Here is a 24,420-nt window from a genome sequence, read left to right as displayed (position 1 = left end):
AGGAGGGGGGTGGGCTGGCGGGGCTTCGGTGAGAGTGGCATGACATGGCTAACGTCGACCGGTTGCGGACATTACTGAAATATGAGAACGAACAGGCATGGCGGCATTGTATTCCATCACCTTCGACCCGAGAAGCGGCAGACCTATTCCGCCCATGTGGTGGAAAGTCGTTCCCTTTTTCACGGCATATGCATGGATCACGGCTGCACTGATGGCATTCTTGGTCATGCTCGCCATTCGTGAACGCCAGCCTGAATGGATCGCCGGACCGTCCGTCGCTGGAGTTGCGATACTTTTATTCACCTATTGGCATAAGCAAAGGGTTGCTCGGTCAAAACAGCGGTTCGCCAAGCTGATCACAGATTACGAAGAATCCTTTTCGCGCGCTAAATAATGTTCCGACTGCTAGTCTGGCGGTCTGTAGCCGCCCTGACAGCTTCCCACCCCAAAGCAGGCATCGGCGTCAAATAGGCCTTTCCTACATTATCGGGCTGTGCCAGTTTTGTATCCGGCTCTTTCATTTGGTGGATAAAAGCGATGACGGTCCAGCTTGCGGGGGCGGCCACGGCGAGGCGTGCTGGGCGCGTTCAGCGCTCTTCAAGGCCCCGATTGGGCACGCAATAGGCTGAACTTTCCTGAACTTTGGAATGACCACGCGCTCCTTGCGCCGACCAGCCCCCGGGATCCAAGCTGCGATAACGCAAGAAGGCAGGGCAGATTTCCACCCCGAAACCGACGCGCCTTCGATCATCATCCTGCCCCGCGCATACTCGATTCATCGACGAAGCAACTCGCTTCATCGCAATATCATTGAGAACAAATAGGGAACATGGAACGAGGAGCGCAAGGAAACCGTCCGCTGGACACGGGTTTCGCACACAGAAGCCGGAAGGACAAGATCATGGTTCAGATCGCCACCGCTCTCCTCTTCGCCCTGGCCGCCGGGCTGGGCATCACCGTGATTCTGGGCATGCTGAGGACCAATAGCGAGGCGATCCTCTCGGCGCTCGTCGGCGAAGGCGCTTTTCCGATCGTCGCGGGACCGCAGACCGGCCCGTCATCGAAGATCGTGCCGCTGCGCCGTGCGACCGGCCGCCGCGATGCGCCGCGGCCGGTGCGGATCGCTATGCCCGCCCGCCCGCCGCTGAGCCGCGCCGCCTGACCTTCGCATAGCTCGCGACGCCGAACGGCAGCAGCACGAGATAGATTGCGCAGACCACAAGCAAGGTCGGCCACGGCGCGGTGACCAGCGCCGCGCCGAGCAGGCCGACCCCGGCGAGCGCGAACAGCCGCCACGAACGGCGGAGGCGGATCGACGACCAGCTGTAGGTCGGGATCGCCGAGATCATCAGCATCGCGACGCCGAGCGCCCAGGGCATCACGACATACCAGGCGCGGAACAGCTCGTGACCTGTCGCGAGCCACAGATAGACCGGAACGAAGGCCAGCCCGGCGCCGGCGGGGGCCGGGATGCCGGTATTGAAACCCGCCGACTTGTGCGGCTGGAAATCGGCCTCCATGCGCGAGTTGAAGCGCGCGAGCCGCAGGGCGCAACACACCGCGAGCGCGAGCGCCGCAGTCCAGCCGAACTTGGGCGCGTCATCGAGCGACCAGAGGAAGAGGATCATCGCCGGCGCGACCCCGAAGGCGATCACGTCGGACAGCGAGTCGAGCTCGGCGCCGAATTTGCTCTGCGCGCGCAGCAGCCGCGCGATGCGCCCGTCCATCCCGTCGAGGACACCGGCGAAGATCACCGCCGCGAGCGCCTTTTCCCATTCCCCGCCGATCGCGAAGCGCACCCCGGTCAGACCGAAGCAGAGTGCCAGCGCGGTGATCGCATTGGGCGCGAAGGCGCGCAACGGAATGCCGCGGATGCCGCGCCCCGGCGCGCCGGGCGAAGGGACGGCCGGTTCGGCCATCTATTGCCCGACGCCGTCGAGGATCGCGCCGTCGCCGATCCGCGCGACGATCGTCTCGCCAGCCAGCGTGCGCTGGCCGAGCAGCACCTGCGGCGTCGTGCCGGCGGGCAGATAGACGTCGACGCGGCTGCCGAAGCGGATCAGGCCGACGCGCTGCCCGGTCGAAAGCTCGGTCCCCATGCTGACGAAGGGCATGATCCGGCGCGCGACCAGCCCCGCGATCTGGGTGAAGCCGATACGGATGCCGTCGGGCCGCTCGACGACGAAATGCTGGCGCTCATTATCCTCGCTCGCCTTGTCGAGGTCGGCATTGAGGAAACGGCCGGGAATATAGGCGAGCTTGCGCAGCGTGCCTGCGACCGGGGTCCGGTTGATGTGGACGTCGAACACGCTCATGAAGATCGACACGCGCAGCATCGGCGCGTCGCCGAGCCCGTCGGGCCCCGCGATCTCGGGTGGCGGCGCGACTTCAGCGATCTGGGTCACCAACCCGTCGGCGGGCGCGATCACGAGGTCGGCGCCGAGCGGGGTAATGCGCTCCGGGTCGCGAAAGAAGGCGCCGACCCAGACGGTCAGGCCGAACATCAGCCACCCCGCGATTTCCCAGCCGAGCAGCCAGAAACAAAGGGTGACGATCGCCGCGATCAACAGGAATTTGCGGCCTTCGGGGTGGATCGAGGGCCAGCGCCACTTGATGCCGCCGCCGGGGCGGTTGGAAGAGATGGTCGTGGACATGGCGGTTCTTCTACGGTGCGCTCCCCATACTGACAATCGAATTAGGCGGCGCGGGTTCCGTCAGGGCGGTTGATCAATCGAACCGCATTGCCTAAGGCCCGCTGCAATTCGACTCCCCACAGGAAAAGGCACGCATATGGGCAAGATCAAGGTAGCCAACCCCGTCGTCGAACTCGACGGCGACGAAATGACCCGGATCATCTGGCAATGGATCCGCGAGCGGCTGATCCTGCCCTATCTCGACATCGACCTCCATTATTACGACCTGGGAATCGAGGAACGCGACCGCACCGACGACAAGATCACGGTCGAGGCCGCCAACGCGATCAAGAAGCACGGCGTCGGCGTGAAGTGCGCGACGATCACCCCCGATGAGGCGCGCGTCGAGGAGTTCGGCCTCAAGAAGATGTGGAAGTCGCCGAACGGCACGATCCGCAACATCCTGGGCGGCGTCGTCTTTCGCGAGCCGATCGTGATGAAGAACGTCCCCCGCCTCGTCCCCGGCTGGACCGACCCGATCGTCGTCGGCCGCCACGCGTTCGGCGACCAGTATAAGGCGACCGACTTCCGCGTCCCCGGCCCCGGCAAGCTGCGCCTGGTGTTCGAGGGCGAGGATGGCACGCTGATCGACGAAGAAGTGTTCCAGTTCCCCACATCGGGCGTCGCGATGGGGATGTACAATCTCGACGATTCGATCCGCGACTTCGCGCGCGCCAGCCTGAACTACGGCATCGCGCGCCAGTGGCCGGTGTATCTGTCGACCAAGAACACGATCCTCAAGGCCTATGACGGCCGCTTCAAGGATCTGTTCGAGGAAATCTATCAGACCGAATTCAAGGCGAAGTTCGACGAACTCGGCATCACCTATGAGCATCGCCTGATCGACGACATGGTCGCCTCGGCGCTCAAGTGGAGCGGCAAGTTCGTCTGGGCCTGCAAGAATTACGACGGTGACGTCCAGTCGGACACGGTCGCGCAGGGCTTCGGCTCGCTCGGCTTGATGACCAGCGTGCTCATGACCCCCGACGGCAAGACGGTGGAATCGGAGGCTGCGCACGGCACCGTCACCCGCCACTATCGCATGCACCAGCAGGGCAAGGCGACCTCGACCAACCCGATCGCGTCGATCTTCGCCTGGACCGGCGGCCTCAAGCACCGCGGCAAGCTCGACGGCACGCCCGAAGTGGTGAAGTTCGCCGACGACCTCGAAAAGATCTGCGTCTCGACGGTCGAGAGCGGCAAGATGACCAAGGACCTCGCGCTCCTGATCGGGCCCGACCAGAACTGGCTGACCACCGAAGGCTTCTTCGAGGCGATCGTTGAGAATCTCGACAAGAAGATGGGCGCCTGAGGGATAGATTTGAGCCATTCCCGTCCCCTCCTCTTCAGAGGAGGGGCAGCGAGACTTACGCGCTTGCGCGTTAGTCGCAGCGGGGTGGTGCTGGACGTCGTGCGCGCTGCCGCGGCCACCACCCCAAACCCCTCCTCTGAAGAGGAGGGGCTTACAATGGCCGTTTCCACCCATCCGCATGGCCCTGCCATCCTCAAACAAGCGTTTTGATTGACAAAGGCATAGCCAAGCCCCGCACCGCTCCCTAAGACCATTTCATGTCCATCGAAACGGAAGCATCCAGCCTCAGCAACGCCCTCGTTGTCCTGGGGGCCGCGGGGATCGTGATCCCCGCTTTCGCGCGCTTCCGCATCACCCCGGTGATCGGCTTCATCCTCGTCGGCCTGCTCGTCGGGCCGTCGGGGCTCGGCGCGCTCGTCGGGGATTATCCGTGGCTGCGGCACATCACGATCCGATCGCCCGAGGACATCGCGCTGTTCGGGGAGTTCGGCATCATCCTGCTGCTCTTCTCGATCGGCCTCGAACTCTCGTTCCGGCGCCTCTGGCAACTGCGCAAGCTTGTTTTCGGCGTCGGCGCGGCCGAGCTGCTGATCAGTGGCGCGATACTCGGCGGCCTGCTCTACATGATCGGGACGCTGTCGCCGCCCGCGGCTTTCGGACTCGGCATCGCCCTCGCTCTCTCCTCGACCGCACTCGTCCTGCCGATCGCGGGGACCAAGTCGGCGGTCGGCCAGGCGTCCTTTTCGATGCTGTTGTTCGAGGACCTCGCGATCGTCCCGATCATCTTCGTCCTCGGCGCCTTCGCCCCCAGCGCGGGGGGCGACAATGCCGAACTGTTGCTGACGACCCTCTGGCAGGGCGCGCTCGTCGTCGCCGCGCTGGCGATCGGCGGGTGGTTCCTGCTGCCGCGCATCTTTGCCCAGGCGGCGCGCGCGAAGGACCCCGAACTATTTCTCGCCGCAAGCCTGCTCGTCGTGATCGTCGCCGCGCTGGCGACCGCAACGGTCGGCCTATCGCCGATCGTCGGCGCGCTGCTCGCGGGGCTGATGATCGCCGAGACCGAATATCATGGCGAGGTCGAGGCGATCACGGCGCCGTTCAAGGGGCTCGCGCTCGGGGTCTTCCTGATCAGCGTCGGCATGGGGCTCAACCTGAAGACGATCGCCGGACAATGGCCCGCGCTGGTCGCCGCAGTCGTCGGGGTCGTCGCGATCAAGGCGATCGTGACCGCGACGATGCTGCGCTTTTCGGGGTCCGCCAGCCGCGGCACCGCCGCCGAGGTCGGCCTGCTGATGGCGAGCCCGTCGGAAACCACGTTGATCGTGCTCGCCACCGCCTTCCAGGCGCAGCTGATCAGCCGCCAGACCGCCGAATTCTGGCAACTCGTCACCGCGATCGGGCTGACCATTACTCCGCTGCTCGCGCGCATCGGCCACGACATCGCGCGGCGCATCGAGATGAGCAATGTCGAGGCGGAGGCCGATGACACGCCGCCGAAACGCACCGTCGTCATCGGCTTTGGCCGCGTCGGGCGGATCGTCGCCGAACTGCTGCGCGAGCATCAGCGGCCTTATATCGCCGTCGATGCAGACATCGACGCGGTCGCCCAGGCCCGGCGTGACGGCTTCATCGTCCGCTATGCCGATGTCGCGCGGCCCGGCAGTCTCGACAAGCTGGGGATCGAAGGCGCCGATGCGGTCGTGCTGACGATGGACGATCCAGTGCAGCAGCTGCGCATGACGCGCCAGCTCCGCCGCAAACACCCCGATCTGCCGATCATCTCGCGCGCGCGCGGCGCCGACCATGCCGCCGCACTCTATCAGGCGGGGGCGACCGATGCGGTGCCCGAAACGCTCGAAAGCTCGCTGCAACTTGCCGAGGCGGTGCTGATCGACCTCGGCGTCGCGATGGGGCCGGTGATCGCCTCGATCCACGACGTGCGCGCCAAGATGCGCCACGACATCATGACCAAGAGCCATCTCGACCGCGAACCGCGCATCCGCAGGGTGCGATCGACGCCGGCGCCCGCGGGCGAAGAGAGCTAGGGCTTCCTAGCGCCCGCCAGCCGCCGCGGCCGGAGTGACGTCCAGCGCGGCGGCCTCGGCAAGCGTCATCCCCTTGGGCAGAATCGCCAGCGACCATTGCCGCGCGGGCTGGAGATATTGCTTTGCGAGCCGCTGGATATCGGCGGGAGTAACCGCCATGATATCGTCCTGGACCGACAGCGCCGCCGCGGCGATCCGCGGGTCGCGCGTCGCGCCCTCGAGCAGGAACATCCAGTAGACATTGCCGGTCGAGGCGCGCGCGACCTGCTCGCGGATCGGGCCGGCGTTGCGCGCCAGCTCATCGGCGGTCACCGGCTTGGCGACGAGGTCGGCCGCGATGTCCCTGGCAATGGCATAGAAGCGGTCGACATCCTTCGGCGCCAGCAGGCTGCCGACCAGCAGATAGCCGCCGCTGTCGAAGGCGGTCGGCCAATGGCTGTCGACCACCGGGCCATAGCTCGCGCCCTGTTCGGCGCGCAGCCGGTCGAACAAGCGATCGTTGAAGATCGCGGCGAGCACCTGGAGTCCCTGCTGGTCGCGCGGCGCGGTGAGGCCGCCGCTCGTCGGCCAGGCGGTCATCGCCGCGGCCTGCCCCTTCTCGCCGCGATGATAGGCAAGTTCGGGCACCGTCACATGCTTGGCGAAGGCGACCTTCTGTCCACCCGGCGGCGCGAGCGGCTTGCGCGGCGGCAGCGCGCCAAGGGTGTTCGCCAATATCTGCTTGTAGTCGACGCTCGCGAGGTCGCCGAAAATCTGCACCTCGATCGGCCCGCTCGCGAGGCGTGGCGCCCAGAAAGCCTTGAAGGCCGCTGGCGTCAGCGCCTCGATCTCGGCGCGATCGGGCGGCGCCCAGCGCGTGTCGCCTCCGGACAGCCAGCCGCGCAAATTGCGGTCGAGCACGGCATTGGGGGTCGCGTCGTTGAGGTCGTAACCGGTCAGATAGCCGACGCGCAGCCGGTCGACCGGCGCCGCGTCCCACCGAGGAAAGGCCAGCTTGCCGGCGATCAGCTTCATCTGGTCGGCGAGGTCGGCGGGCTTGCTTTCCGCCGACAGTTCGAACGCATCGTCGTCGACCGCGAAGTTGAGCTGGATCTGGCGGCCGTTGGTGAGCTGGTCGATCGCATTCTGGCCCCACGGTCCAATGCCGCTCGCAACGAGCGCATAGTCGCCGGTCCACAAGAGATTCGGCGCGTCGGCGGCGACGCTGCGGTTGCCGCTGCCGAAACGGACGTTGACGCGAACCTTGCCCGGTTCGATCGGGTTGTTCGACACCAGCGCGGTAACGCCGTTCGCGAACTCGATCCGCTCGGCACGCAATCCACCGATCGTCGTGGTCGAGACGATCATGCCCGGCGTCCCGATCGGCGGGAGTTGGCTGAAATCGGCCTTGATGGCGGTCAGCCTCTCATCCTTGATCGTCGCGGGGCGCGCGAGCGCGGCGAGCAGCGCACCGTCGCCACCCTCGACGGGGGTGGGCGTCGTGAGGACGAGGCGGGTCGCGGGACCAGTGAAGATGGCGCGGCTGATGTCGAGCATCACCTGCGGCGTCGCCGAAGCGCGGATCGCCTTGAACATGTCGACCTGTGCCTGCGGGCTCGTCACCGTTTCGTTGATATCGACCGCGCGGACGAGGTCGTCGGCAAGGCGTGCGCCGGGTTCGTTGCGGGCGTTCTCCAGTTCCTTTTGCAGGAACGCCTCGATCTCGTTCGCCTCGCGGTCGATGTCGGCCTGCGACGGCGGCGTCTTCATCGCGTCGGCGATGACGCCGCGCACGTCGGCGAGCGCGGCCTGCCAGTCGGTGAGCGGGACGATCTGCGCCATGGTGATGTCGGCGCTGCGGTTCATATATTCCTGTTCGACCGTCGCGACGAGATAGGAGCCGCCGCTGCGCGCCCGATTTTCGAGCCGCCGATTCACCAGCGCGACAGCGAGGAACTCGAGATAGAGCCGGCGCGTGTTCTCCACCGTGTCGATGCGCTTGATCCACGGGCGGATCGTCGCGAGCGTAAGCGACAGCGGCTGATTGGGCTCGACGATCGTACGGGCAACGGGCGCCCTGGGATCCGGCTTGCCGAAATCGGGCTGCTTCGGGTTCGGTCCGTCGCCCTTCCAATCGCCATAATATTTCTCGATCAGTCGCGCGAACTCGGCCGGATCACCATCGCCGACGATGACCACCACGGCGCGGTCGGGCCGGTACCAGCGATCGTGAAAAGCTGCGACGGTGCCGGCGCGCGCGGCGGTCAACGATTCGACCGTACCGATCGGCGAGCGATCTCCGAGCAATTGTCCCGCGAACAGATGCGCCGATGTCGCGTCGGCGATCCGCTTTTGCGGTCCGTCGGATTCGCGCAGCTCGGACAATACGACCCCGCGCTCCGCGGTCACCGCGGCTTCGGAAATGCGGGGTTCACGGACCATGCCCGCGAGCAATTTCATGCTTTCGTCGAGGCTCGCGGGCGTCACGCTCGGCAAGTCGAGTTGATAGACCGTTTGCGACGGCGTCGTCTGGGCGTTCGAATCGCTGCCGAAGGTCACCCCGAACCGCTGCCAGATACGCTTGGCCTCGCCGTCGGGGATATGCTCCGAGCCGCGAAAGGTCAGATGTTCGAGCAGGTGCGCAAAGCCGCGTTCCTTGTCGGTCTCGAACATCGATCCGACGTCCATACGCACGCGGATCGACACCTGTCCCGGCGGGACGCCATTGTTACGCACAGCATAGCGCAGACCGTTGGGAAGCTCGCCGAACTGCCAGCCGGCATCGCGCGGAATATCGCTGCCCTCGTAAAGCCAGCTGTCCGCCGCGGGTTTGAGCGAAGCGGGCGGCGCGGGCGCAGTCGGCGTCGCGGGAGCGACCTGCTGGGCCTCGGCAAGTGGCGGCGCGACCAGCAGGGCGAGAGCGGCGGCGGACAGGATCGAGCGGGCGAGACGCAGCGGCGCCGGCGCGGGGAGAATGGACATCGGCCGATCTTATCGCGTTCGAACCTTGCTGGCCACTGAACTATGGGCATCGGGAGGTGCTTGCGCGACGGATCGCATCTGCCTAGCGATGCGATATGGAAACCTCGGCGCAGCTTTCCCGCATCGCACTGGTCCAGATGACCAGCGGCATCGACCCCGACGCGAATCTGGCGGCAATCGACCGCGCGCTCGCGGACGCGGCGGCGGGCGGGGCCGCGATGGCGTTTCTGCCCGAAATGTCGCTGTTGCTCGATCGCGACCGCGAGCGATCCGCGGCGCATATCGCACGCGAAGCCGACAGCCCGTGGCCCGCGGCATTGCAGGATATGGCACGCCGCCATGGTCTGTGGCTGCATTCGGGATCGATGCCGCTGCTCGCCGAAACCGGCGACCGGCGCGTCAATCGCAGCCATGTGATCGCCGCCGACGGCACGATCCGCGCGCGATACGACAAGATCCACATGTTCGATGTCGACCTGCCCACCGGCGAGCGCTGGAGCGAATCGGCGAGCTATGCCGGAGGCGATGCGCTGGCGGTGGTCGAAACGCCGGTCGGGATGCTCGGTCTCAGCGTCTGCTACGACCTGCGCTTTCCCGAGCTGTATCGCGCGCTGGTCGATCGCGGCGCCACGCTGCTGGCGGTCCCCGCCGCCTTCACCGTCCCCACCGGCGAGGCGCACTGGCATGTGCTGCTGCGCGCGCGGGCGGTCGAGACCGGCTGCCATGTCGTGGCGGCGGCGCAATGCGGCCCGCATGCCGACGGCCGCGCGACCTATGGCCACAGCCTGGTTGCCGATCCATGGGGCGCGATAGCGATCGACGCGGGTGGCTATCCCGAGGATTCCGGCTTCACGCTGGCCTTTGCAGAGATCGACGCCGCCGCCGTCCAAAGGGCGCGCGCAGCCATTCCGCTGGCGCGATCGCGCACGATCCGCAATATCGAACTCTAGCGCTGACGAGCCTCGTCGGGCAGCCCCCATCCTCCAAGGCAAGGCTTGCGGTGAGCCGGGGAGTTTCCAAGCACCAAACGCAAAAAGGGCCCCGGACGTCGTCCGGAGCCCCTTGAAACTTGCGTGACCGCCGAATTTACGGGCTGGTCGGCGAGTCGTCGTTGTTGCCCGCGGCGATCACGATGCCGCCGACGATGGCAATAAGCGCCAGGAGGCCGATGAGCCAGCCCGAGCTGCCTTCGAGTTCGCTCTGGCCGTCAACGCGCGACACTGCGCCAGCGTCCGCAACCATCGGAGCAGCCGATGCTGCAACCGGCGCCGCAATCATCGAAGTCGCTGCGAGGGAGATCGCAGCTTTCTTGAGCAGATTCATCTTTTTCTCCATCCACTGGAACTTTAATCTTCTCGAATCGAGCAGGAGAATCGCTTCCCCACCTCGTTTCTGCAGGGCCCTTCTAGGCACGGTCGCCAACAATTGCAACGACTTTCGTCCTGTAGCGGCAACCCCGTCGAAAAACGCCGGTGCAGTAAAGTTCCCGGCAGGCCCACCCTCATCCCCGGCGAACGCGCTCGAACGGTTCGCTGGTGACCGGATAGCCCAGATGCCCGGGGATGCAGAGATGCGATTCGCCGCCGCGCTCTTCGATCCACGGAGTCACCAGTTCGACCGGATGGTCTGCGGCATGAGCCGAAAATGCGGTGAAATCATCGACCTGCGCAAGGCGTTCAAGGTTCCGCCGTGTCGGGAAGATGATCGATACCTCGCCGCGGTCGGCCATTGCCAGCGTCGCACGCGCACTGGCCCAGAAGATGTGGCTGTGCTCGGCCGCCTCGACGGTCAGTTCGTGCCCATGCGGCGGCGCCTCGACCGCGTAGAAGCGGGTATCGAAGGTCCGCGCTTCCTTGAAGTTCGGGCACCAGCGCGCGAAGGAAACAAGGCTGTCGAGCGCGAGCCGGTCGCCGCGCGCGGCCAATATGCCCGAAAGCGGATTCTCGGCGAGCAGCGCGCGGCGAACATCGCCGGCCTCCGCTTCGACGAGGGTGGGCCAGCCGACCGCCAGGCCCGTTTCCTCGAGCGTTTCGCGTAGCGCGGCCACGCGCGCCGCCCCCTCGACATCGCCCTCGGCAAAGCCGTGCCGCGCCGCGACCAGATAGTCGTCGGGGTCGATCCGCCCGCCCGGAAAGACGACCGCGCCGGCGGCGAACGCCATCGTCGTCGCGCGTTTCACCATCAAAATCTCGTCGGGCCCGCCCGTTTCGGAACGCCGCATGATCACGAGGGTCGCGGCGGGAATGGCGTCGGCGGGCAGCGTCGGGGACGCGTTCGTCTGCAAGCTGTTATCCGTCATGAGAAGACCGATACCGGGCCTTCGCCCCCTTGTCATCCGGCCATTGCGGCGGCTGCGGCGACGGTGCAGGATGCCGCCGGGACGACAGCCGGGAGCGGGCCATGGGAATCATCGAGATATTGGGGGTCGCGGGCAGCCTCAGCCTGCTCGCCGGATGGCGGCTCTATCTGACCATATTGGCGACCGGCATCGCGATGTATTTCGGATGGCTGCCGCTACCCGAGCATCTGAAGGCGCTGCAGATCCTGGCCAATCCATGGGTGCTCGGCGTCGCAGCGGCCGGCACCCTCGCCGAGTTCCTCGCCGACAAGATCGCTTGGGTCGATTCGGCCTGGGACGGCATCCACAGTATCGTCCGGCCCCTGGGCGGCGCGCTGCTCGCGCTCGCGCTCGTCGATTCGTCGGACCCCGCGTGGCAGGTGGTCGCCTTCCTGCTCGGCGGGGGCGGCGCCCTGCTGAGCCACGGCGCCAAGGCGACGACGCGCGCGGTCGTCAACGTCAGCCCCGAGCCCTACAGCAACGCGGTGGTATCGACCGGCGAGGACGTCGCGACAGGCGGATTGCTCGCGCTCGCGATCGCCTACCCACCGCTCGCCATCGTGATCGCGATCCTCCTCGCGGTCGCGGCGGTGGTCGTAATCGTCGCGCTCCGTCGCCTGCTTCGCAACATCAAGGCGACGCTGAAGAAGGCGCTCGGCGACGCCGAGGCGAGCGGTTAGCCGGAAAGCACACCGCCACCCACCGCGATCCGCATCGGCGCGGGCGGCGATCTTCAAAGCGAGGTTGCGCCTAGAACCAAGCGCGCACTCCCATGACGAAACCGACGCGGTTCGCATCCTCGCCCGCGTCGCGCGCGAAACGCGCGGTATCGCTCAACTTCCGTGCCCACTCGACCCCGACATAGGGGGCGAACTCCTGGACGATCTCATAGCGCAACCGAAGTCCCAACTCGATGTCGGAGAACCCCGACCCCGTGCGCGTTTCGGGAATATCCTGCGCGGCGAAATTGACTTCGGCGCGCGGCTGCAGGACCAGTCGCTGGGTGATGCGCTGGTCGTAATAGCCTTCGAGCCGCCCCAGAAAATCGCCCTTGCTCGACAGGAACAGCGCGCCTTCGACCTCGAACCAATAAGGTGCGAGCCCCTCGAAGCCGACCGTCGCATAGCTGCGGTCGGGGCCTTCGCCCAGATCCTGCCGCACGCCGGCCTGGAGGTTGAAATAGGGTCCGATCGCGCGGCTGTAGAGCAATTGAAGCTCGGCCTCCTCGACGCCTTCGCCCCAGGTGCCCTCGCCTTCGCTCTTGATCGTCAGGCGGTCGATGTCGCCGCCATACCAGCCCTCGATCCCCCAGCGGAATCCGTCGCGTCCCTTGCGCGCCTGATATTCGGCGAGATCGAAATTCAGAAAGGCGATCGTCTGCCCGCCATTCTCCTCCATCATCGCGCGGCGCGACCGGTCCATCGCGGCCTGGGGGTAGATCCGGTCGGCATACCAGTCGCCCGGCGGCGGCGGCGCGGGCGCATCCCCAGCGGGCAGGTCGGTGCCAACCGCGCGCGACCTATTATCGGACGGCATGGTCCTGGGCGTGCAGTGCCCCATTCGGGCATGTTCCGGCGGGTAGTCCGGGTCGGATGCCGCAGGGGCGGGCTTAACCTCGGGCACCGGCTCGGCTGGCGGCATCTCGTGCATCGAATGGTCCTGCGCCACCGCCGGAACGGCGAACGCCAGCGTTGCGAAGGCGAGCGCGAGCCGGGTCATGCCGCCTCTCCCCGCGGACGGACGCTGACGACGCGCATCATCCCGGCGTGCATGTGATAGAGAAGGTGGCAGTGGAACGCCCAGTCGCCGAGCGCGTCGGCGGTGAAATCGAAGGTCGCGGTCCCACCCGGCTGGACGAGCACCGTATGCTTGCGCGGCGCCCGATCGCCCTTTCCGGTGACCAGTTCGAAGAAATGGCCGTGCAAGTGGATCGGGTGGCTCATCATCGAATCGTTGATGAGGTTCACCCGCACCCGCTCGCCTTCGAGAAATGGAATGGGTTCGTGATGGTCCGACATCTTCATGCCGTCGAACGACCACATGAAGCGTTCCATGTTCCCCGTCAGATGGATGTCGAGCGAGCGCTCGGGCGCCCGGACGTCCGGATTGCGGTCGAGTGCGACGAGATCCTTGTAGGTCAGGACATCGTGCCCGACATCCTCGAGACCCTGGCCCGGCTCGCCCATCCGGTCGACGGGCATCGGTGAGATCGTCTGGACGCTCGGGTCGCGCTTGACCTGCGGCGCGACGTCGAAGTCGCGCATGCCGTGCTCCATTGCAGCGCCCGACCCATGATCCATGCCCGCCATCGCGGCGCCGCCCGCCGGCGTGCAATGGCCCATCGCGGCATGTTCGGGAGGGCACGCGGCATCGCCGCCCGCCATCGCGCCCATATCGCCCATCCCCATGTCCTTCATGGTCGCGAGCGGCCGTTCGCGCAGCGGCGGGACTTCGGCCGCCATTCCGGCGCGCGGCGCGAGCGTCGCGCGCGCCAGTCCCGACCGGTCGCTGGCCTCGGCGATGAATGTATAGGCGCGATCCTCGGTCGGGGTCACGATGACATCATAGGTCTCGGCGACCGCGATCTGGAACTCGTCGGTTTCGACCGGCACGATGTTCAGGCCATCGGCCTGCACGACCGTCATCCGCAACCCCGGGATGCGGACGTTGAAGATCGACATCGCCGACGCGTTGATGATCCGCAGCCGCACGCGCTCGCCCGGGCGGAAGAGCGCGGTCCAATTGTCGCGCGGGCCGTGGCCGTTGACGAGAAAGCTGTATGTCGAGCCGTTGACGTCGGCAACATCGGTCGGGTCCATCCGCATCGCGCCCCATGCCAGGCGATCCTTCAGCGGCTGGTCCCTGCCCGCGAGCAGCCCGGCGAGCGTCTGGCGCTGCCGGTTGAAATGGCCTGGGTTGACCTTGAGCTTGCGGAAGATCGCCTCGGGCGAGATCCGGCTGTGGTCGGACAGCACGACGACATGCTCGCGGTCATAGGCAACCGGGTCGGCGCCCTCCGGATCAATGACGATCGGCCCATAATGGCCGAGCTGCTCCTGAAGGCCCGAATGGCTATGATACCAATAGGTCCCCGCCTGGACGACCGGAAACTCGTAGACGAAGGTCGATCCGGGCGTGATCCCGGGAAAGCTGACGCCCGGCACGCCGTCCATTTGAAACGGCAGGATCAGCCCGTGCCAGTGGATCGAGCTGTCCTCGTCGAGGTCGTTGACGACGGTCAGCCGCGCGGCCTGGCCCTGTTTCAGCCGGATCAGCGGCGCGGGCACGGTGCCGTTGATGCCGATCGCGCGGCTGACCTTGCCGTCGATCCGCATCGTCTGGCGTGCGATGCGCAGCCTGATGTCGCTGCCCGACACGGTGGGAATGGGAGCCGCGATGCCGGGTGACACCGGCTGCGCCCAAGCCGGAAACCAGCTCGCCATCGCAGTCGCAGCAGCGCCGCCGCCCAGAGCCGCACCGACGAACCGACGCCTGTCTATCTGCATGTTCTTCCTGACCGTTTCCGCTGTCTCTTGAGAACCATACGCGGGCGGCACTGGCGACCCTCACCAAAAACGCCTCGGCCGGCGTGTCGTCGGATCAAAGTTCGGCCAGCAAGGCTTTCAAGCGAATCCGCGCCCGATACAGGCGCGTTTCGACCGCCTTCTCGCTGACGTTCAACATCGCCGCCGCCTCGGCCTGGCTGACCTCCTCCACCCCGCGCAGAACGAGAACCTCGCGCAGCTTCTGGGGCAGCCTCGCCATCGCGGCCTGGACGCGGGCGAGTTCGGAGCGGTCGTCCGCCTCCCTGTCGGGAAGCGGCGTGTCGCTGACGACGGCGTGCGCGGCTTCGATGGGGAGCGCGCGCGCGAAGAAAGCGCGCACCTTGCGCCGCCGCGCCCAGTCGCGGCACTTGTTGATCGCGATGCGGCTGATCCAGATGCGAAACGATCGTTCGCCGTCATAGCGGTCGATCGCCGCGAAGGCCGCGACAAAGGCTTCCTGGGTCAGGTCCATCGCCTCGTCGACATCGCCGACCTGCCGGACGATCAGCCCGAAAACCGCTGCCTTGTAGCGCGCCAGCAGCTCACGATAGGCGCGCTCGCGCCCCGCGCGAGCCTGCGCTGCCAGCTCCTTGTCGGAGCATTGCGAAAGGTCGGAACTCACCGCGCATCGGCGGTCAGCGCCTTGACCACGCTCTTGTCGAACATCCGCGCCTGATCGCGGTCGAGGACGGCGCGCATCGCGAAGAGATGTTCCAGCGTTTCCTTTTGCAGCGTTCCCATGACCCGATGACTATGGTCGATCGCCTCGGTCACGCGCGGGCCATAGCCATGCTCGGCCTCGATCGCCTGCGCGAGCCGCACGTTGGCGGCGCGCATCTCCTGCTCCAGCGCACGGCGGCGGCCGGCGAAATCGGCTTCGATCTTCTCGATCCGGGCCTCCTGCTGCGCCGTCAGGTGGAGCTGGCTGTGAAGCAGCGCATGCAGTTCGGTCTCGCTGGCCCTTGGTGCCTGCGTGACCATGCGCCCGACGAACACGCCGGCGATGGCGGCGGCGAAGGCGATGAGCCCGACAAGAAGCATGCGACGCGACGGCATCTACTGCGCATCCAGCAGGGTCGAAGGGGCGAGCACGCTGGCCGGTCCAAGCGGGCTGAGCGGGCTGGCCGCGACCGCCGGCTGCACGACCGCGCTGCCCGCGACGATGCCCCCGCCCAGCGATACGAAGGCGGCGAGCGCCATCGCCCGGCGCATCGCCGCCGCCTCGCGGCGACGCACGCCAAGCGCTTGGATGATCCGGTCGTCGAGCGCATCCAGCGCCGCCGGCGCATCGATCCTGCCCAAGATGCGAAGTTCGTCGTCCATGACCCGTCCTGCCGACTACCCACTCCCCTATAAGCATACGCGGCGGCAGCGATCATCCCTCAAACGACGCGACGATCACAGCTGCACGCGATCAAGGCGCGGCGACAGGAGATGCACCGCGGCGAGCGCGAGGAAATAGGCACAGGCAGCAACGCCGAACAGCACCGTGTAGTTGTCGGGATCGGCATCGAGGACCCAACCGGCTCCCTTCGCCATCAGCATGCCGCCAATCGCGCCCATCGTCCCGCCGATGCCCACCACCGACCCGACCGCCCCGCGCGGGAAGGTGTCGGACGGAAGCGCGTAGAGATTGGCCGAAAAGGCCTGGTGCGCCGCCGTCGCAAGGCCGATCACCAGCACCGCGAGCCAGACATTGTCGATGCTTTGGGCGAAGAAAATCGGCACCACCGCGCAGGCGCAGATGAACATCGTCATTTTACGCGCGAAATTGGCGCTCCGTCCCGCCTTCATCAAGCGCGACGACAGCCATCCGCCCGCGACCGATCCGACATCGGAGAGCAGATAGATGGCGGCCAGCGGCAGACCGAAGGTCAGCAGGTTGAGGTCATAACGCTCGAGCAGATAGCCCGGCAGCCAGAAGAGAAAGAACCACCAGATCGGGTCGATGAAGAATTTGCCGAGCGAATAGGCCCAGGTTTCGCGGCGGGTGAGAACGGCGCCATAGCCCATCGGGGTGACGGGGTCGGCGGGGTCCTGCTCGATCCAGGCGAGTTCGGCCTCGCTCACCTTCTTGTGCTCGCGCGGGCGGCGGTACATCACCAGCCAGAAGCCGAGCCAGATGAAAGCAGCGAGCCCGGTGACGACGAACGCCGTCCGCCAGCCCCAGGCGACGACGATCAGCGGTACGACAAGCGGGGTGATGATCGCGCCGATATTCGCGCCCGCGTTGAAAATGCCGATCGCGAGCGCGCGCTCCTTCGCCGGGAACCATTCGGTCACCGCCTTGATGCCCGCCGGGAAGTTGCCCGATTCGCCGATCCCGAGCCCGAAGCGCGCCATCGCGAACTGCGTCATCGAATAGGCGCCGCCGTGCGCGATATGCGCGAGCTGCCAGATGACGAAGGCGATGGCGTAGCCGAGGCGCGCGCCGATCATGTCGACGACCTTGCCGAACCCGATATAACCGATCGCATAGGCGAACTGGAACCAGACGATGACGCCGGCATAATCGGCCTCGGACCATTTCAGATCCTCCATCAGCGTCGGCTTGAGGACGCCGATCATCTGGCGGTCGACATAGTTGATCACGGTCGCGGCGAAGAGCAGCGCGACGATGCCCCAGCGATAGCGCCCTGCCCGTGCCGCGGCCGCCCGAATTGGCTGTTCCTGTCCCATGCCCTCTCCCGATTTCACTGTTCTTGGCTCGCGATCGCGCCGCGGTCCATCTTTGACGTCATCGTGGCTACACAATTGCCAGCGCTGGCACAAGAGACTATAGCCCCGCGAAAGATGCCCATCACGAGCGAATGGAGAGGTAAATGCCCGAGCTTTCCCTGAACCCCGACCGGCTGTTCCCCGCCGATCCGTCGACGCGGGGCATTGCGCGGTCGCTCTACGAAACGGTCGCCGACCTCCCGATCATCTCGCCCCACGGGCACACCGACCCCGCATGGTTCGCGACCGACGATGCGTGGGAGAATGCGACCGAATTGTTCCTCGCGCCCGACCATTATGTCTTCCGCATGCTCTACAGCCAGGGCATCGACCTCGACGCCCTGCGCGTGCCGCGGCTGGACGGCGTTCCCGCGACCGATCCGCGCGCGGCCTGGCGGCTGTTCGCAAGCCACTATCACCTGTTCCGCGGCACACCGTCGCGCATGTGGCTCGACCATGTCTTCGCCGACGTCTTCGGCTTCGACCGGTTGCTCGATGCGTCGAGCGCCGACGATTATTACGACCGCATCAACGCCGCGCTCGCGACCCCCGGCTTCCGCCCGCGCGCGCTGTTCGAACGCTTTCGGATCGAATTTCTCGCGACGACCGAGGGCGCCGACGATCCGCTCGAGCATCATGCCGCGATCCGCGATTCGGGCTGGCAGGGCCGCGTCGTCACCACCTATCGCCCCGATTCGGTGATCGACGTCGAACATGAGGCCTTCGGCGGCGCGCTCGCGGCGTTCGGCGCGCTGACCGGCGAGGACGTCCATAGCTGGAGCGGCTACCTAGCCGCGCACCGCAAGCGCCGCGCCGACTTCCGCGCGGCGGGCGCGACCGCGACCGACCATGGCTTCGCCACAGCGCAGACGGCGAACCTGTCGGCGGCCGAAAGCGAGGCGCTGTTCGGGCGCATCCTTTCGGGCAAATGGTCGCCCGCCGATGCCGAACTCTTCCGCGCCCAGATGCTGACCGAAATGGCGAAGATGAGCGTCGAGGACGGCATGACGATGCAGATCCATCCGGGTGCCTGCCGCAACCATAATGCGCAGCTGTTCCGCAGCCACGGCCGCGACAAGGGTGCCGATATCCCGACGCGCACCGATTATGTGCAGGCGCTGAAACCGATGCTCGACGTCGTCGGCAACGAGCCCGACCTGACGGTCATCCTCTTCACCCTCGACGAAAGCAGCTATGCGCGCGAGCTGGCCCCGCTCGCCGGTCATTACCCGTGCCTGCGGCTCGGCCCGTCGTGGTGGTTCCACGACAGCCCCGAAGGGATGCGCCGCTTCCGCGAGATGACGACCGAGACCGCCGGTTTCTACAACACCGTCGGGTTCAACGACGACACGCGCGCCTTTTTCTCGATTCCCGCGCGCCACGATGTCGCGCGGCGCATCGATTGCGGCTTCCTCGCGCGCCTCGTCGCCGAAGGGCGGCTGGCCGACTGGGAAGCGGCCGAACTCGCCTATGAACTGACCAACGGCCTTGTCCGCAAGGCTTATAAGCTCGATGCCCCCGCGAAGACGGCGCAGCCCGCATGACGCGCCTCGCCAACGGGACGTTGAGCCGCTTACCCGACGCCGTCGCCCGGCCCGGCTATGATCGCGCGGCGATGCTGCGCGGCGTCGTCCATTTCGGCCCGGGCGCCTTCCATCGCGCGCATCAGGCCGCGGCGTTCGACACGCTGCTCGCGCATGATCCGCGCTGGGGAATCACCGGCGTCAGCCTGAACTCGACCTCGGTCGCCGACGCGCTGGGCCCGCAGGACGGGCTCTACACGCTCGCGCTGCTCGACGCCGAGACCGGATATCGCGTGATCGGATCGATCGCCCATGTCCTGACGGGGAGCGAGCGCGAGGCGATCCGCGCGGCGCTCGCCGCGCCGGCGACGCGCATCATCAGCACCACCGTCACCGAAAAGGGCTATTGCCTCGGCCCCGACGGAAAGCTCGATTTCGACCATCCGGCGATCGCCGCCGATCTCGCGCAACCGGCGGAACCCAGGTCGGCGATCGGCTGGATCGCCGCGGGCCTCGCCGCACGGCGGCACGCAGGGTTGGGCGGCGTGACCGTGCTTTCCTGCGACAATCTCGCCGACAACGGCCGCAAGGTCGGTGCGGCGGTGCGCGCCTTCGCCGCGGCGACCGACCCCGACACGGCGCGCTGGATCGGGGACGAGGTCCGTTTCCCGAATGCGATGGTGGATTCGATCACGCCCGCGACCGACGATGCGCTTCGCAACCGGGTCGCCGCGGCGATCGGTATCGAAGACGCCTGGCCGATCCAGCGCGAGCGCTTCACCCAATGGGTGATCGAGGACGATTTCGCCGGCGAGCGCCCCGAACTCGAACGCGCGGGCGTGACCTTCACGCGCGATGTCCATGGCTATGAGGCCGCGAAGCTCCGCCTGCTCAACGGCGCGCATTCGACGCTCGCCTATCTCGGACTGGGTCTGGGCCATGGCAATGTCGCGCAGGCCATGGCGGATACGCGCCTTGCCGCCTTCATAGGCCGACTGATGCGCGAAGACATCGCGCCATCGCTGTCGCCCCCCGCCGGGCTCGACCTTTCGGCCTATATCGGCGATATTTTGGCCCGTTTCGCCAATCCGGCGATCGATCACCGGCTGTCGCAGATCGCGTGGGACGGCTCGCAGAAACTGCCCTACCGCATCCTCGACACGGTGCGCGACGCGCGCGCGGCCGGGCGGCCGATCGGTCGGCTCGCGGTTCCCGTCGCCGCATGGCTGCGCTTCATCGAACGCGCGGCGGAAGGCAGTCAGCGCATCACCGACCCGCTCGCCGATCGCTTGCTCGCCCATGGTGGCGATTGGCGCGCGATCCTCGCCATGCGCGAGGTTTTCAGCGACCTGTCGGCGGACGATGTCTTCGTCGAGACAGTCGGCCGGGCGCGGATCGCCCTCATGGATCCCCAAGGTTTCGACGCCTTGGCGGCAGCCTGATCAAAGGGGAGGCGGCGCGGTCGAGCCGCCCTCCACGATCACGAGTGCCGCCCCGAGGTCGGATCGTTCGGGCACGCCCTCGATCAGGTCGAGCAAACACCGCGTCGTTTTTTGCGCCATTTCGCCCAGCGGGCGATGCACGGTGGTCAGCGCGGGAGTCAGCATCTGGGCGATCATGCTGCCGTCGAAACCGACGACGGACAGCATGTCGGGCACGGCGATTCCGCGCGCGAAAGCGGCTTTCAATACTGCGGCGGCCATGATGTCGTTGGCGGCGAAGATAGCGGTCGGGCGCGGATCGAGCGCGAGCAAGCGTTCGGCCGCGGCATAACCCGACGCAAAATCATAGTCGCCCTCGGCCTCTCCGGCGAGCGACAGCCCGCTTTCGACCAGCGCCGCAGTGAAGCCCGCCCGGCGCTCGGATGCCGAAAAGAAGGCCATCGGGCCGTTGATCGTCGCAATGCGACGATGGCCGAGGCCGACGAGATAGTGCGCCACATCGGCCGCCGCGCGACGCTCATCGGAAACCAGAATCGCCGAAAAGCCTTCGATAGGCACCGACGAAATCGCGACGGCGGGCACGCCCGCGTCGCGAAGCGCCGCGCCCATGCCGGGCACGCCCGAAACCGGCGACAGGACGACCACCCCGTCGACGCGCGACCGCCGCACGAAATCCAGCACGTCCTGGACCGACCCCTCCGCACTGGCGGGAGCCGGATGCACGACGAGTTCGTAACCCCGCGCCGACGCCTCGGCGACGACGCCGCGCTGGACAGCGTCGAGCACCAGTGCATTCCGGTCGTTATGGACGACGCCGATCAGATAGGATCGCCCCGTGGCAAGCCCTCGAGCCCGTGGACTCGGGTTGAATCCCAGGCGCGCAATAGCTGCCTCGATCCGAGCACGCGTGTCCCGATTGACCTTGGGACTCTTGTTAATCACCCGCGAGACGGTTCGGATCGAAACCCCCGCTTCGCTCGCGACGTCGTTGATGGTGACCCCGGCCCCCGTGCGGCCGCGCGACAGATGTTCCATGAAAGGATGTGCTAGCCGGATCGCCTTTCGCGTCAAGCGATGCCGCGCCGGACGGGAGCGGCAAAGCGGGGAGGCGCGATCTCGTTCCCTGGCTGCCGACCGCGGGGCGATGGCCGCACCGCGGACGAATGCACCAATGCACCAATGCACCAATGCACCATCGCAATCGGTGGCCACGAAAATCGCCGACGCAAAGCGCTCCGAAATCACGCCCCCTCTAAACGTCCGATCTAATATTAAATAATATCAATATTTTAATTTGGATGGTGCGCCCAAGATGACGAAGATGAGAACTGGGCGATCATTGTTTGAGGACCAGATGGCCTGACCTACCAATCAATATCAGGCCCACGTAGTCCTGCCCAAAGCTCAAACTCGTCCACTTAGCCAGAAGTCCGCTATTGCGGACTTTCCCGAAAGTCCGCATCGGGCCGGTTGATTGGCATGAGCCGCCCTTTGTTCAGCTAGTCTGGATGCAGCGATGGGCCTTTCACTCGCGGACCCGGACCCAATTGACCAACCTCCATTCACCAGCCAATCCGTTCGATCGCTCCATGTCTCGGGTTGGATTCATCGTCGTGCCCGACCGCGAGGCCCGGGATGAGATGGGTCGCCGTCGCCCGAAAACTCGCCATCATCCTTCATTGCATCTGGGTGGATGGAACCGAGTTCGAATGGGAAATAGCCTGCCTGACCGCCATATCCACCCTGAGATTGCAGGACTGACGCCAAACCTATGATGATCCACCGGGACGGTGGTTGCGGTGATCTCGTTCAAACGGCTGGGGACTTCCAGGACCGCGTTGCGCACGTTGAGGCACCCGACCCGGACATCATCATGAAGCTATGACCCGGAAAAGGACCATGACCCGGGTTCGGATCAAAAAAAGGCTTGACGGATACCCGCAATTAAAGGGCCGTTTGAGACTCATCCCGCAACGACAATCCCAGGACAGAGAGCGCGCCACCGACTGGCGATGCAAAGCGCGTGCGCACAATCGCCAGCCAAGGGTTGAAAAGTCCGAACGCGTTTGCTAGGGAATTTCTATAAATGAAATGATATTCCGTTCAACGGAATAATACAAGGGAGGTAAGTAGTGCACCACGACAACTCTTGGGCGTTCCGTGACGATGCGTGGTTCAGTGCTTGCGCTCGAACTGAAATTACAAATGACTGAATATTGGGAGGAGAGATTCATGGCTATTCGGCTGAACGGGTCGGTATCGACTATCGCCATAGTGTTGGCGGCCTCGTCTTTGGGGGCCGTGCCCGCGTTCGCGGCCGAACAGGCAACCGAGGGGCAACAGAAAACCGGGGGAAAGCGGGTGCCCGAGCAGAAAGCCGGGGAGGACGAGGCTGAAAAGGAAATTGTCGTCACTGGCACGGCCATTCGCGGCGTCGCACCAATTGGGTCGAACCTCGTTACGCTGGATCGGGATTATGCTGAAAAAACGGCGTCGACCGACATGAGCGAACTGCTCAACACCGTACCGGCAATCACCACCGCGGGCGCGGATGCAGGCGAGAACGTCTTTTCCTATTACTCGCCGCAAATCCACAGCCTGGGGGGGGCCGCGAGCAACACGACGTTGGTTCTGATCGACGGTATGCGGATCCCCGGCGGCGGCACACGAACCGCTCAGACGGATCCGAACATCATCCCGAGCAGCGCGGTCCAGCGGGTCGAGGTGCTCGCCGACGGGGCCTCATCCATCTATGGCTCCGATGCTGTCGCGGGTGTCGTGAACTACATCACGCGGTCATCGTTCAGCGGAGCGGAAATAGACGGAAAAGTCGGGTTCGCCGATAATTGGCACACCTACGACGTCAACGGCATCGTGGGAACGAAATGGAACACCGGCGGCATCTATGTCGCCGCTCAGCATACGTATCGAAGCCCGCTGGCGATGAAGGACCGAGATTTCCTGAGCAGGGGCGATTTCCGCTCGGTCGGCGGCCGCAACACCAACAATTTCAACTGTTCGCCGGCCACAATCCGCACGCCTTCGTCTGGAAGCGAAGTCTATTTGTCCCCCTCGGCGACGACGACGACAGCCGTGGTGACGGAGAACGCCCCTTGCAATAGTGATGCGATCTATGCGGATGCGCTTGGAAACCACAAGCGCACGAATGTTCTGCTGCGCGTCCACAACACGTTTGGCGACCGGTTGACGGTAACCGGCACCGCCAATTACCAACATTTGCGCGCCGTGTATCGCTTCGGTCCCGCGGAGATCAACAATGTGACCGTCTTCGGTCCGGGGTCGGCGTCGAGTCGCAGTGACCAGATCAATCCGTTCTATATAGCGCCAGCGGGAGACCCCACGGCGACGCAACAGGTGATAACCTGGTCCGCGATCAGGCCCGGGAATGACTACGGAACGCAGGTGGCGAAAAATGACACGCTCTATCTTTACGGCGATGCCGAATACAGGCTGTCCGACAGCTGGACCGTGACTCTCAGCAATGCGTTCGGGCACAGCCGCAGCTACACGAACAACTACGGCCTTATCTGCACCGCCTGCGTATACGAAGCGCTGAACGGCACCACGGCCGCGAGCGGAGCACGTAGTCGCGTTACAAACGTCCCGTTGACGACGGCGAACGCGCTGGACGTCTGGCAACCCAATGGCGGGAGAACCTCGGCCGAGGTGCTGGCGTGACCGGCCCCCACCGAGTGGTCCGCTGGGATTGTTAGTGCATTGACGCGTCCATCGCCAGTGTTGGCCGCAGGTGGAGCGAAGCGGAACCGGCGGGCGACACTGGCGATGGAACGGCCTCCGGCGCCGGTGGTCGATATCCCAGCG

General features: G+C 65.7%; 22 protein-coding genes. 9 read left to right on the top strand and 13 right to left on the bottom strand.

All coding sequences use genetic code 11. From position 1 onward, the window contains the following. Positions 1-97 precede the first annotated feature (97 nt). Together CD928_RS22875 and CD928_RS00215 are read left to right on the top strand one after the other, a co-directional pair. Positions 98-394, top strand: a complete 297-nt coding sequence (locus tag CD928_RS22875; RefSeq protein WP_141237045.1) for a hypothetical protein — start codon at positions 98-100, stop codon at positions 392-394. A 507-nt stretch (positions 395-901) separates the two neighbouring features. Next, complete coding sequence (locus CD928_RS00215; RefSeq protein WP_095383310.1) at positions 902-1,162, top strand: hypothetical protein; 261 nt, start codon at positions 902-904, stop codon at positions 1,160-1,162. Here the strand turns inward: CD928_RS00215 and CD928_RS00210 are convergent. Both CD928_RS00210 and CD928_RS00205 read right to left on the bottom strand, forming a co-directional pair. Next, complete coding sequence (locus CD928_RS00210) at positions 1,125-1,919, bottom strand: phosphatidylcholine/phosphatidylserine synthase (RefSeq protein ID WP_095383307.1); 795 nt, start codon at positions 1,917-1,919, stop codon at positions 1,125-1,127. The genes CD928_RS00215 and CD928_RS00210 overlap by 38 nt on opposite strands. Next, positions 1,920-2,654, bottom strand: coding sequence for a phosphatidylserine decarboxylase (locus tag CD928_RS00205; RefSeq protein WP_095383304.1), 735 nt, complete (start codon positions 2,652-2,654; stop codon positions 1,920-1,922). It lies immediately after the preceding gene. Positions 2,655-2,790: 136 nt separating this feature from the next. Between CD928_RS00205 and CD928_RS00200 the strand changes: the two genes are divergently transcribed. Together CD928_RS00200 and CD928_RS00195 are read left to right on the top strand one after the other, a co-directional pair. After that, positions 2,791-4,005 carry an NADP-dependent isocitrate dehydrogenase gene (locus CD928_RS00200; RefSeq protein WP_095383301.1) on the top strand — a complete coding sequence of 405 codons (1,215 nt, stop codon included), beginning with the start codon at positions 2,791-2,793 and terminating at the stop codon, positions 4,003-4,005. A gap of 257 nt (positions 4,006-4,262) precedes the next feature. Next, on the top strand, positions 4,263-6,050 hold the full coding sequence (locus CD928_RS00195; protein ID WP_095383298.1) for a cation:proton antiporter: 1,788 nt from the start codon (positions 4,263-4,265) through the stop codon (positions 6,048-6,050). 6 nt (positions 6,051-6,056) lie between these two features. Here CD928_RS00195 and CD928_RS00190 read toward each other — a convergent pair whose 3' ends face one another. Further along, a complete protein-coding gene (locus CD928_RS00190; RefSeq protein ID WP_095383295.1) occupies positions 6,057-9,011 on the bottom strand; it encodes a pitrilysin family protein in 2,955 nt (984 codons plus the stop codon). 95 nt (positions 9,012-9,106) lie between these two features. Here CD928_RS00190 and CD928_RS00185 point away from each other — a divergent pair, with 95 nt between their 5' ends. Beyond that, the gene (locus CD928_RS00185) at positions 9,107-9,961 is read left to right on the top strand and encodes a carbon-nitrogen hydrolase family protein (protein ID WP_095383292.1); all 855 of its coding nucleotides are present in this window, start codon (positions 9,107-9,109) and stop codon (positions 9,959-9,961) included. 136 nt (positions 9,962-10,097) lie between these two features. On the opposite strand, the gene CD928_RS00180 is transcribed toward CD928_RS00185, so the two are convergent. Both CD928_RS00180 and CD928_RS00175 read right to left on the bottom strand, forming a co-directional pair. Continuing rightward, positions 10,098-10,334: a hypothetical protein gene (locus CD928_RS00180; protein ID WP_095385007.1), complete on the bottom strand. Its 237-nt coding sequence runs from the start codon at positions 10,332-10,334 to the stop codon at positions 10,098-10,100. A 178-nt stretch (positions 10,335-10,512) separates the two neighbouring features. Continuing rightward, entirely contained in the window at positions 10,513-11,310 is a 798-nt protein-coding gene (locus CD928_RS00175) for an NUDIX domain-containing protein (protein ID WP_095383289.1), read from the bottom strand. Positions 11,311-11,411: 101 nt separating this feature from the next. Here CD928_RS00175 and CD928_RS00170 point away from each other — a divergent pair, with 101 nt between their 5' ends. Continuing rightward, a complete protein-coding gene (locus tag CD928_RS00170; protein WP_095383286.1) occupies positions 11,412-12,029 on the top strand; it encodes a DUF4126 domain-containing protein in 618 nt (205 codons plus the stop codon). Between the two features lie 70 nt (positions 12,030-12,099). On the opposite strand, the gene CD928_RS00165 is transcribed toward CD928_RS00170, so the two are convergent. The 6 genes from CD928_RS00165 to CD928_RS00140 form a co-directional block, all read right to left on the bottom strand. Further along, positions 12,100-13,068 (bottom strand): copper resistance protein B, encoded by a 969-nt coding sequence (locus CD928_RS00165; protein WP_095383283.1) that lies wholly within the window; start codon positions 13,066-13,068, stop codon positions 12,100-12,102. Next, positions 13,065-14,855, bottom strand: a complete 1,791-nt coding sequence (locus CD928_RS00160) for a copper resistance system multicopper oxidase (RefSeq protein ID WP_095383280.1) — start codon at positions 14,853-14,855, stop codon at positions 13,065-13,067. The genes CD928_RS00165 and CD928_RS00160 overlap by 4 nt, the downstream gene beginning before the upstream one ends. 94 nt (positions 14,856-14,949) lie before the next feature. Then, the gene (locus tag CD928_RS00155; protein WP_095383277.1) at positions 14,950-15,516 is read right to left on the bottom strand and encodes an RNA polymerase sigma factor; all 567 of its coding nucleotides are present in this window, start codon (positions 15,514-15,516) and stop codon (positions 14,950-14,952) included. Beyond that, positions 15,513-15,950 (bottom strand): periplasmic heavy metal sensor, encoded by a 438-nt coding sequence (locus CD928_RS00150; RefSeq protein ID WP_095383274.1) that lies wholly within the window; start codon positions 15,948-15,950, stop codon positions 15,513-15,515. Before CD928_RS00150 ends, CD928_RS00155 begins: the two co-directional genes overlap by 4 nt. After that, complete coding sequence (locus tag CD928_RS00145) at positions 15,951-16,217, bottom strand: hypothetical protein (protein WP_095383271.1); 267 nt, start codon at positions 16,215-16,217, stop codon at positions 15,951-15,953. A 75-nt stretch (positions 16,218-16,292) separates the two neighbouring features. Then, entirely contained in the window at positions 16,293-17,573 is a 1,281-nt protein-coding gene (locus tag CD928_RS00140; RefSeq protein ID WP_095383268.1) for an MFS transporter, read from the bottom strand. Positions 17,574-17,716: 143 nt separating this feature from the next. Between CD928_RS00140 and uxaC the strand changes: the two genes are divergently transcribed. Together uxaC and CD928_RS00130 are read left to right on the top strand one after the other, a co-directional pair. After that, the gene (gene uxaC / locus CD928_RS00135) at positions 17,717-19,156 is read left to right on the top strand and encodes a glucuronate isomerase (RefSeq protein ID WP_095383265.1); all 1,440 of its coding nucleotides are present in this window, start codon (positions 17,717-17,719) and stop codon (positions 19,154-19,156) included. Next, positions 19,153-20,577: a mannitol dehydrogenase family protein gene (locus tag CD928_RS00130; protein ID WP_095383263.1), complete on the top strand. Its 1,425-nt coding sequence runs from the start codon at positions 19,153-19,155 to the stop codon at positions 20,575-20,577. The genes uxaC and CD928_RS00130 overlap by 4 nt, the downstream gene beginning before the upstream one ends. Here CD928_RS00130 and CD928_RS00125 read toward each other — a convergent pair whose 3' ends face one another. After that, positions 20,578-21,612: a LacI family DNA-binding transcriptional regulator gene (locus CD928_RS00125; RefSeq protein WP_095383260.1), complete on the bottom strand. Its 1,035-nt coding sequence runs from the start codon at positions 21,610-21,612 to the stop codon at positions 20,578-20,580. 1,197 nt (positions 21,613-22,809) lie between these two features. On the opposite strand from CD928_RS00125, the gene CD928_RS00120 reads away from it, so the two are divergent. Continuing rightward, a complete protein-coding gene (locus CD928_RS00120) occupies positions 22,810-24,276 on the top strand; it encodes a TonB-dependent siderophore receptor (RefSeq protein WP_176473386.1) in 1,467 nt (488 codons plus the stop codon). A gap of 31 nt (positions 24,277-24,307) precedes the next feature. Here the strand turns inward: CD928_RS00120 and CD928_RS00115 are convergent. Then, positions 24,308-24,420 (bottom strand): integrase catalytic subunit (locus CD928_RS00115; RefSeq protein ID WP_095385535.1); only part of this gene is annotated, 113 nt, incomplete at its 5' end.

Origin of the sequence: Sphingopyxis sp. GW247-27LB, assembly GCF_002277025.1 — a bacterium.
Classification (GTDB): domain Bacteria; phylum Pseudomonadota; class Alphaproteobacteria; order Sphingomonadales; family Sphingomonadaceae; genus Sphingopyxis.
The sequence above is the reverse complement of the archived record's forward strand: the minus strand, read 5'-3'. Positions and strand labels throughout refer to the sequence as shown.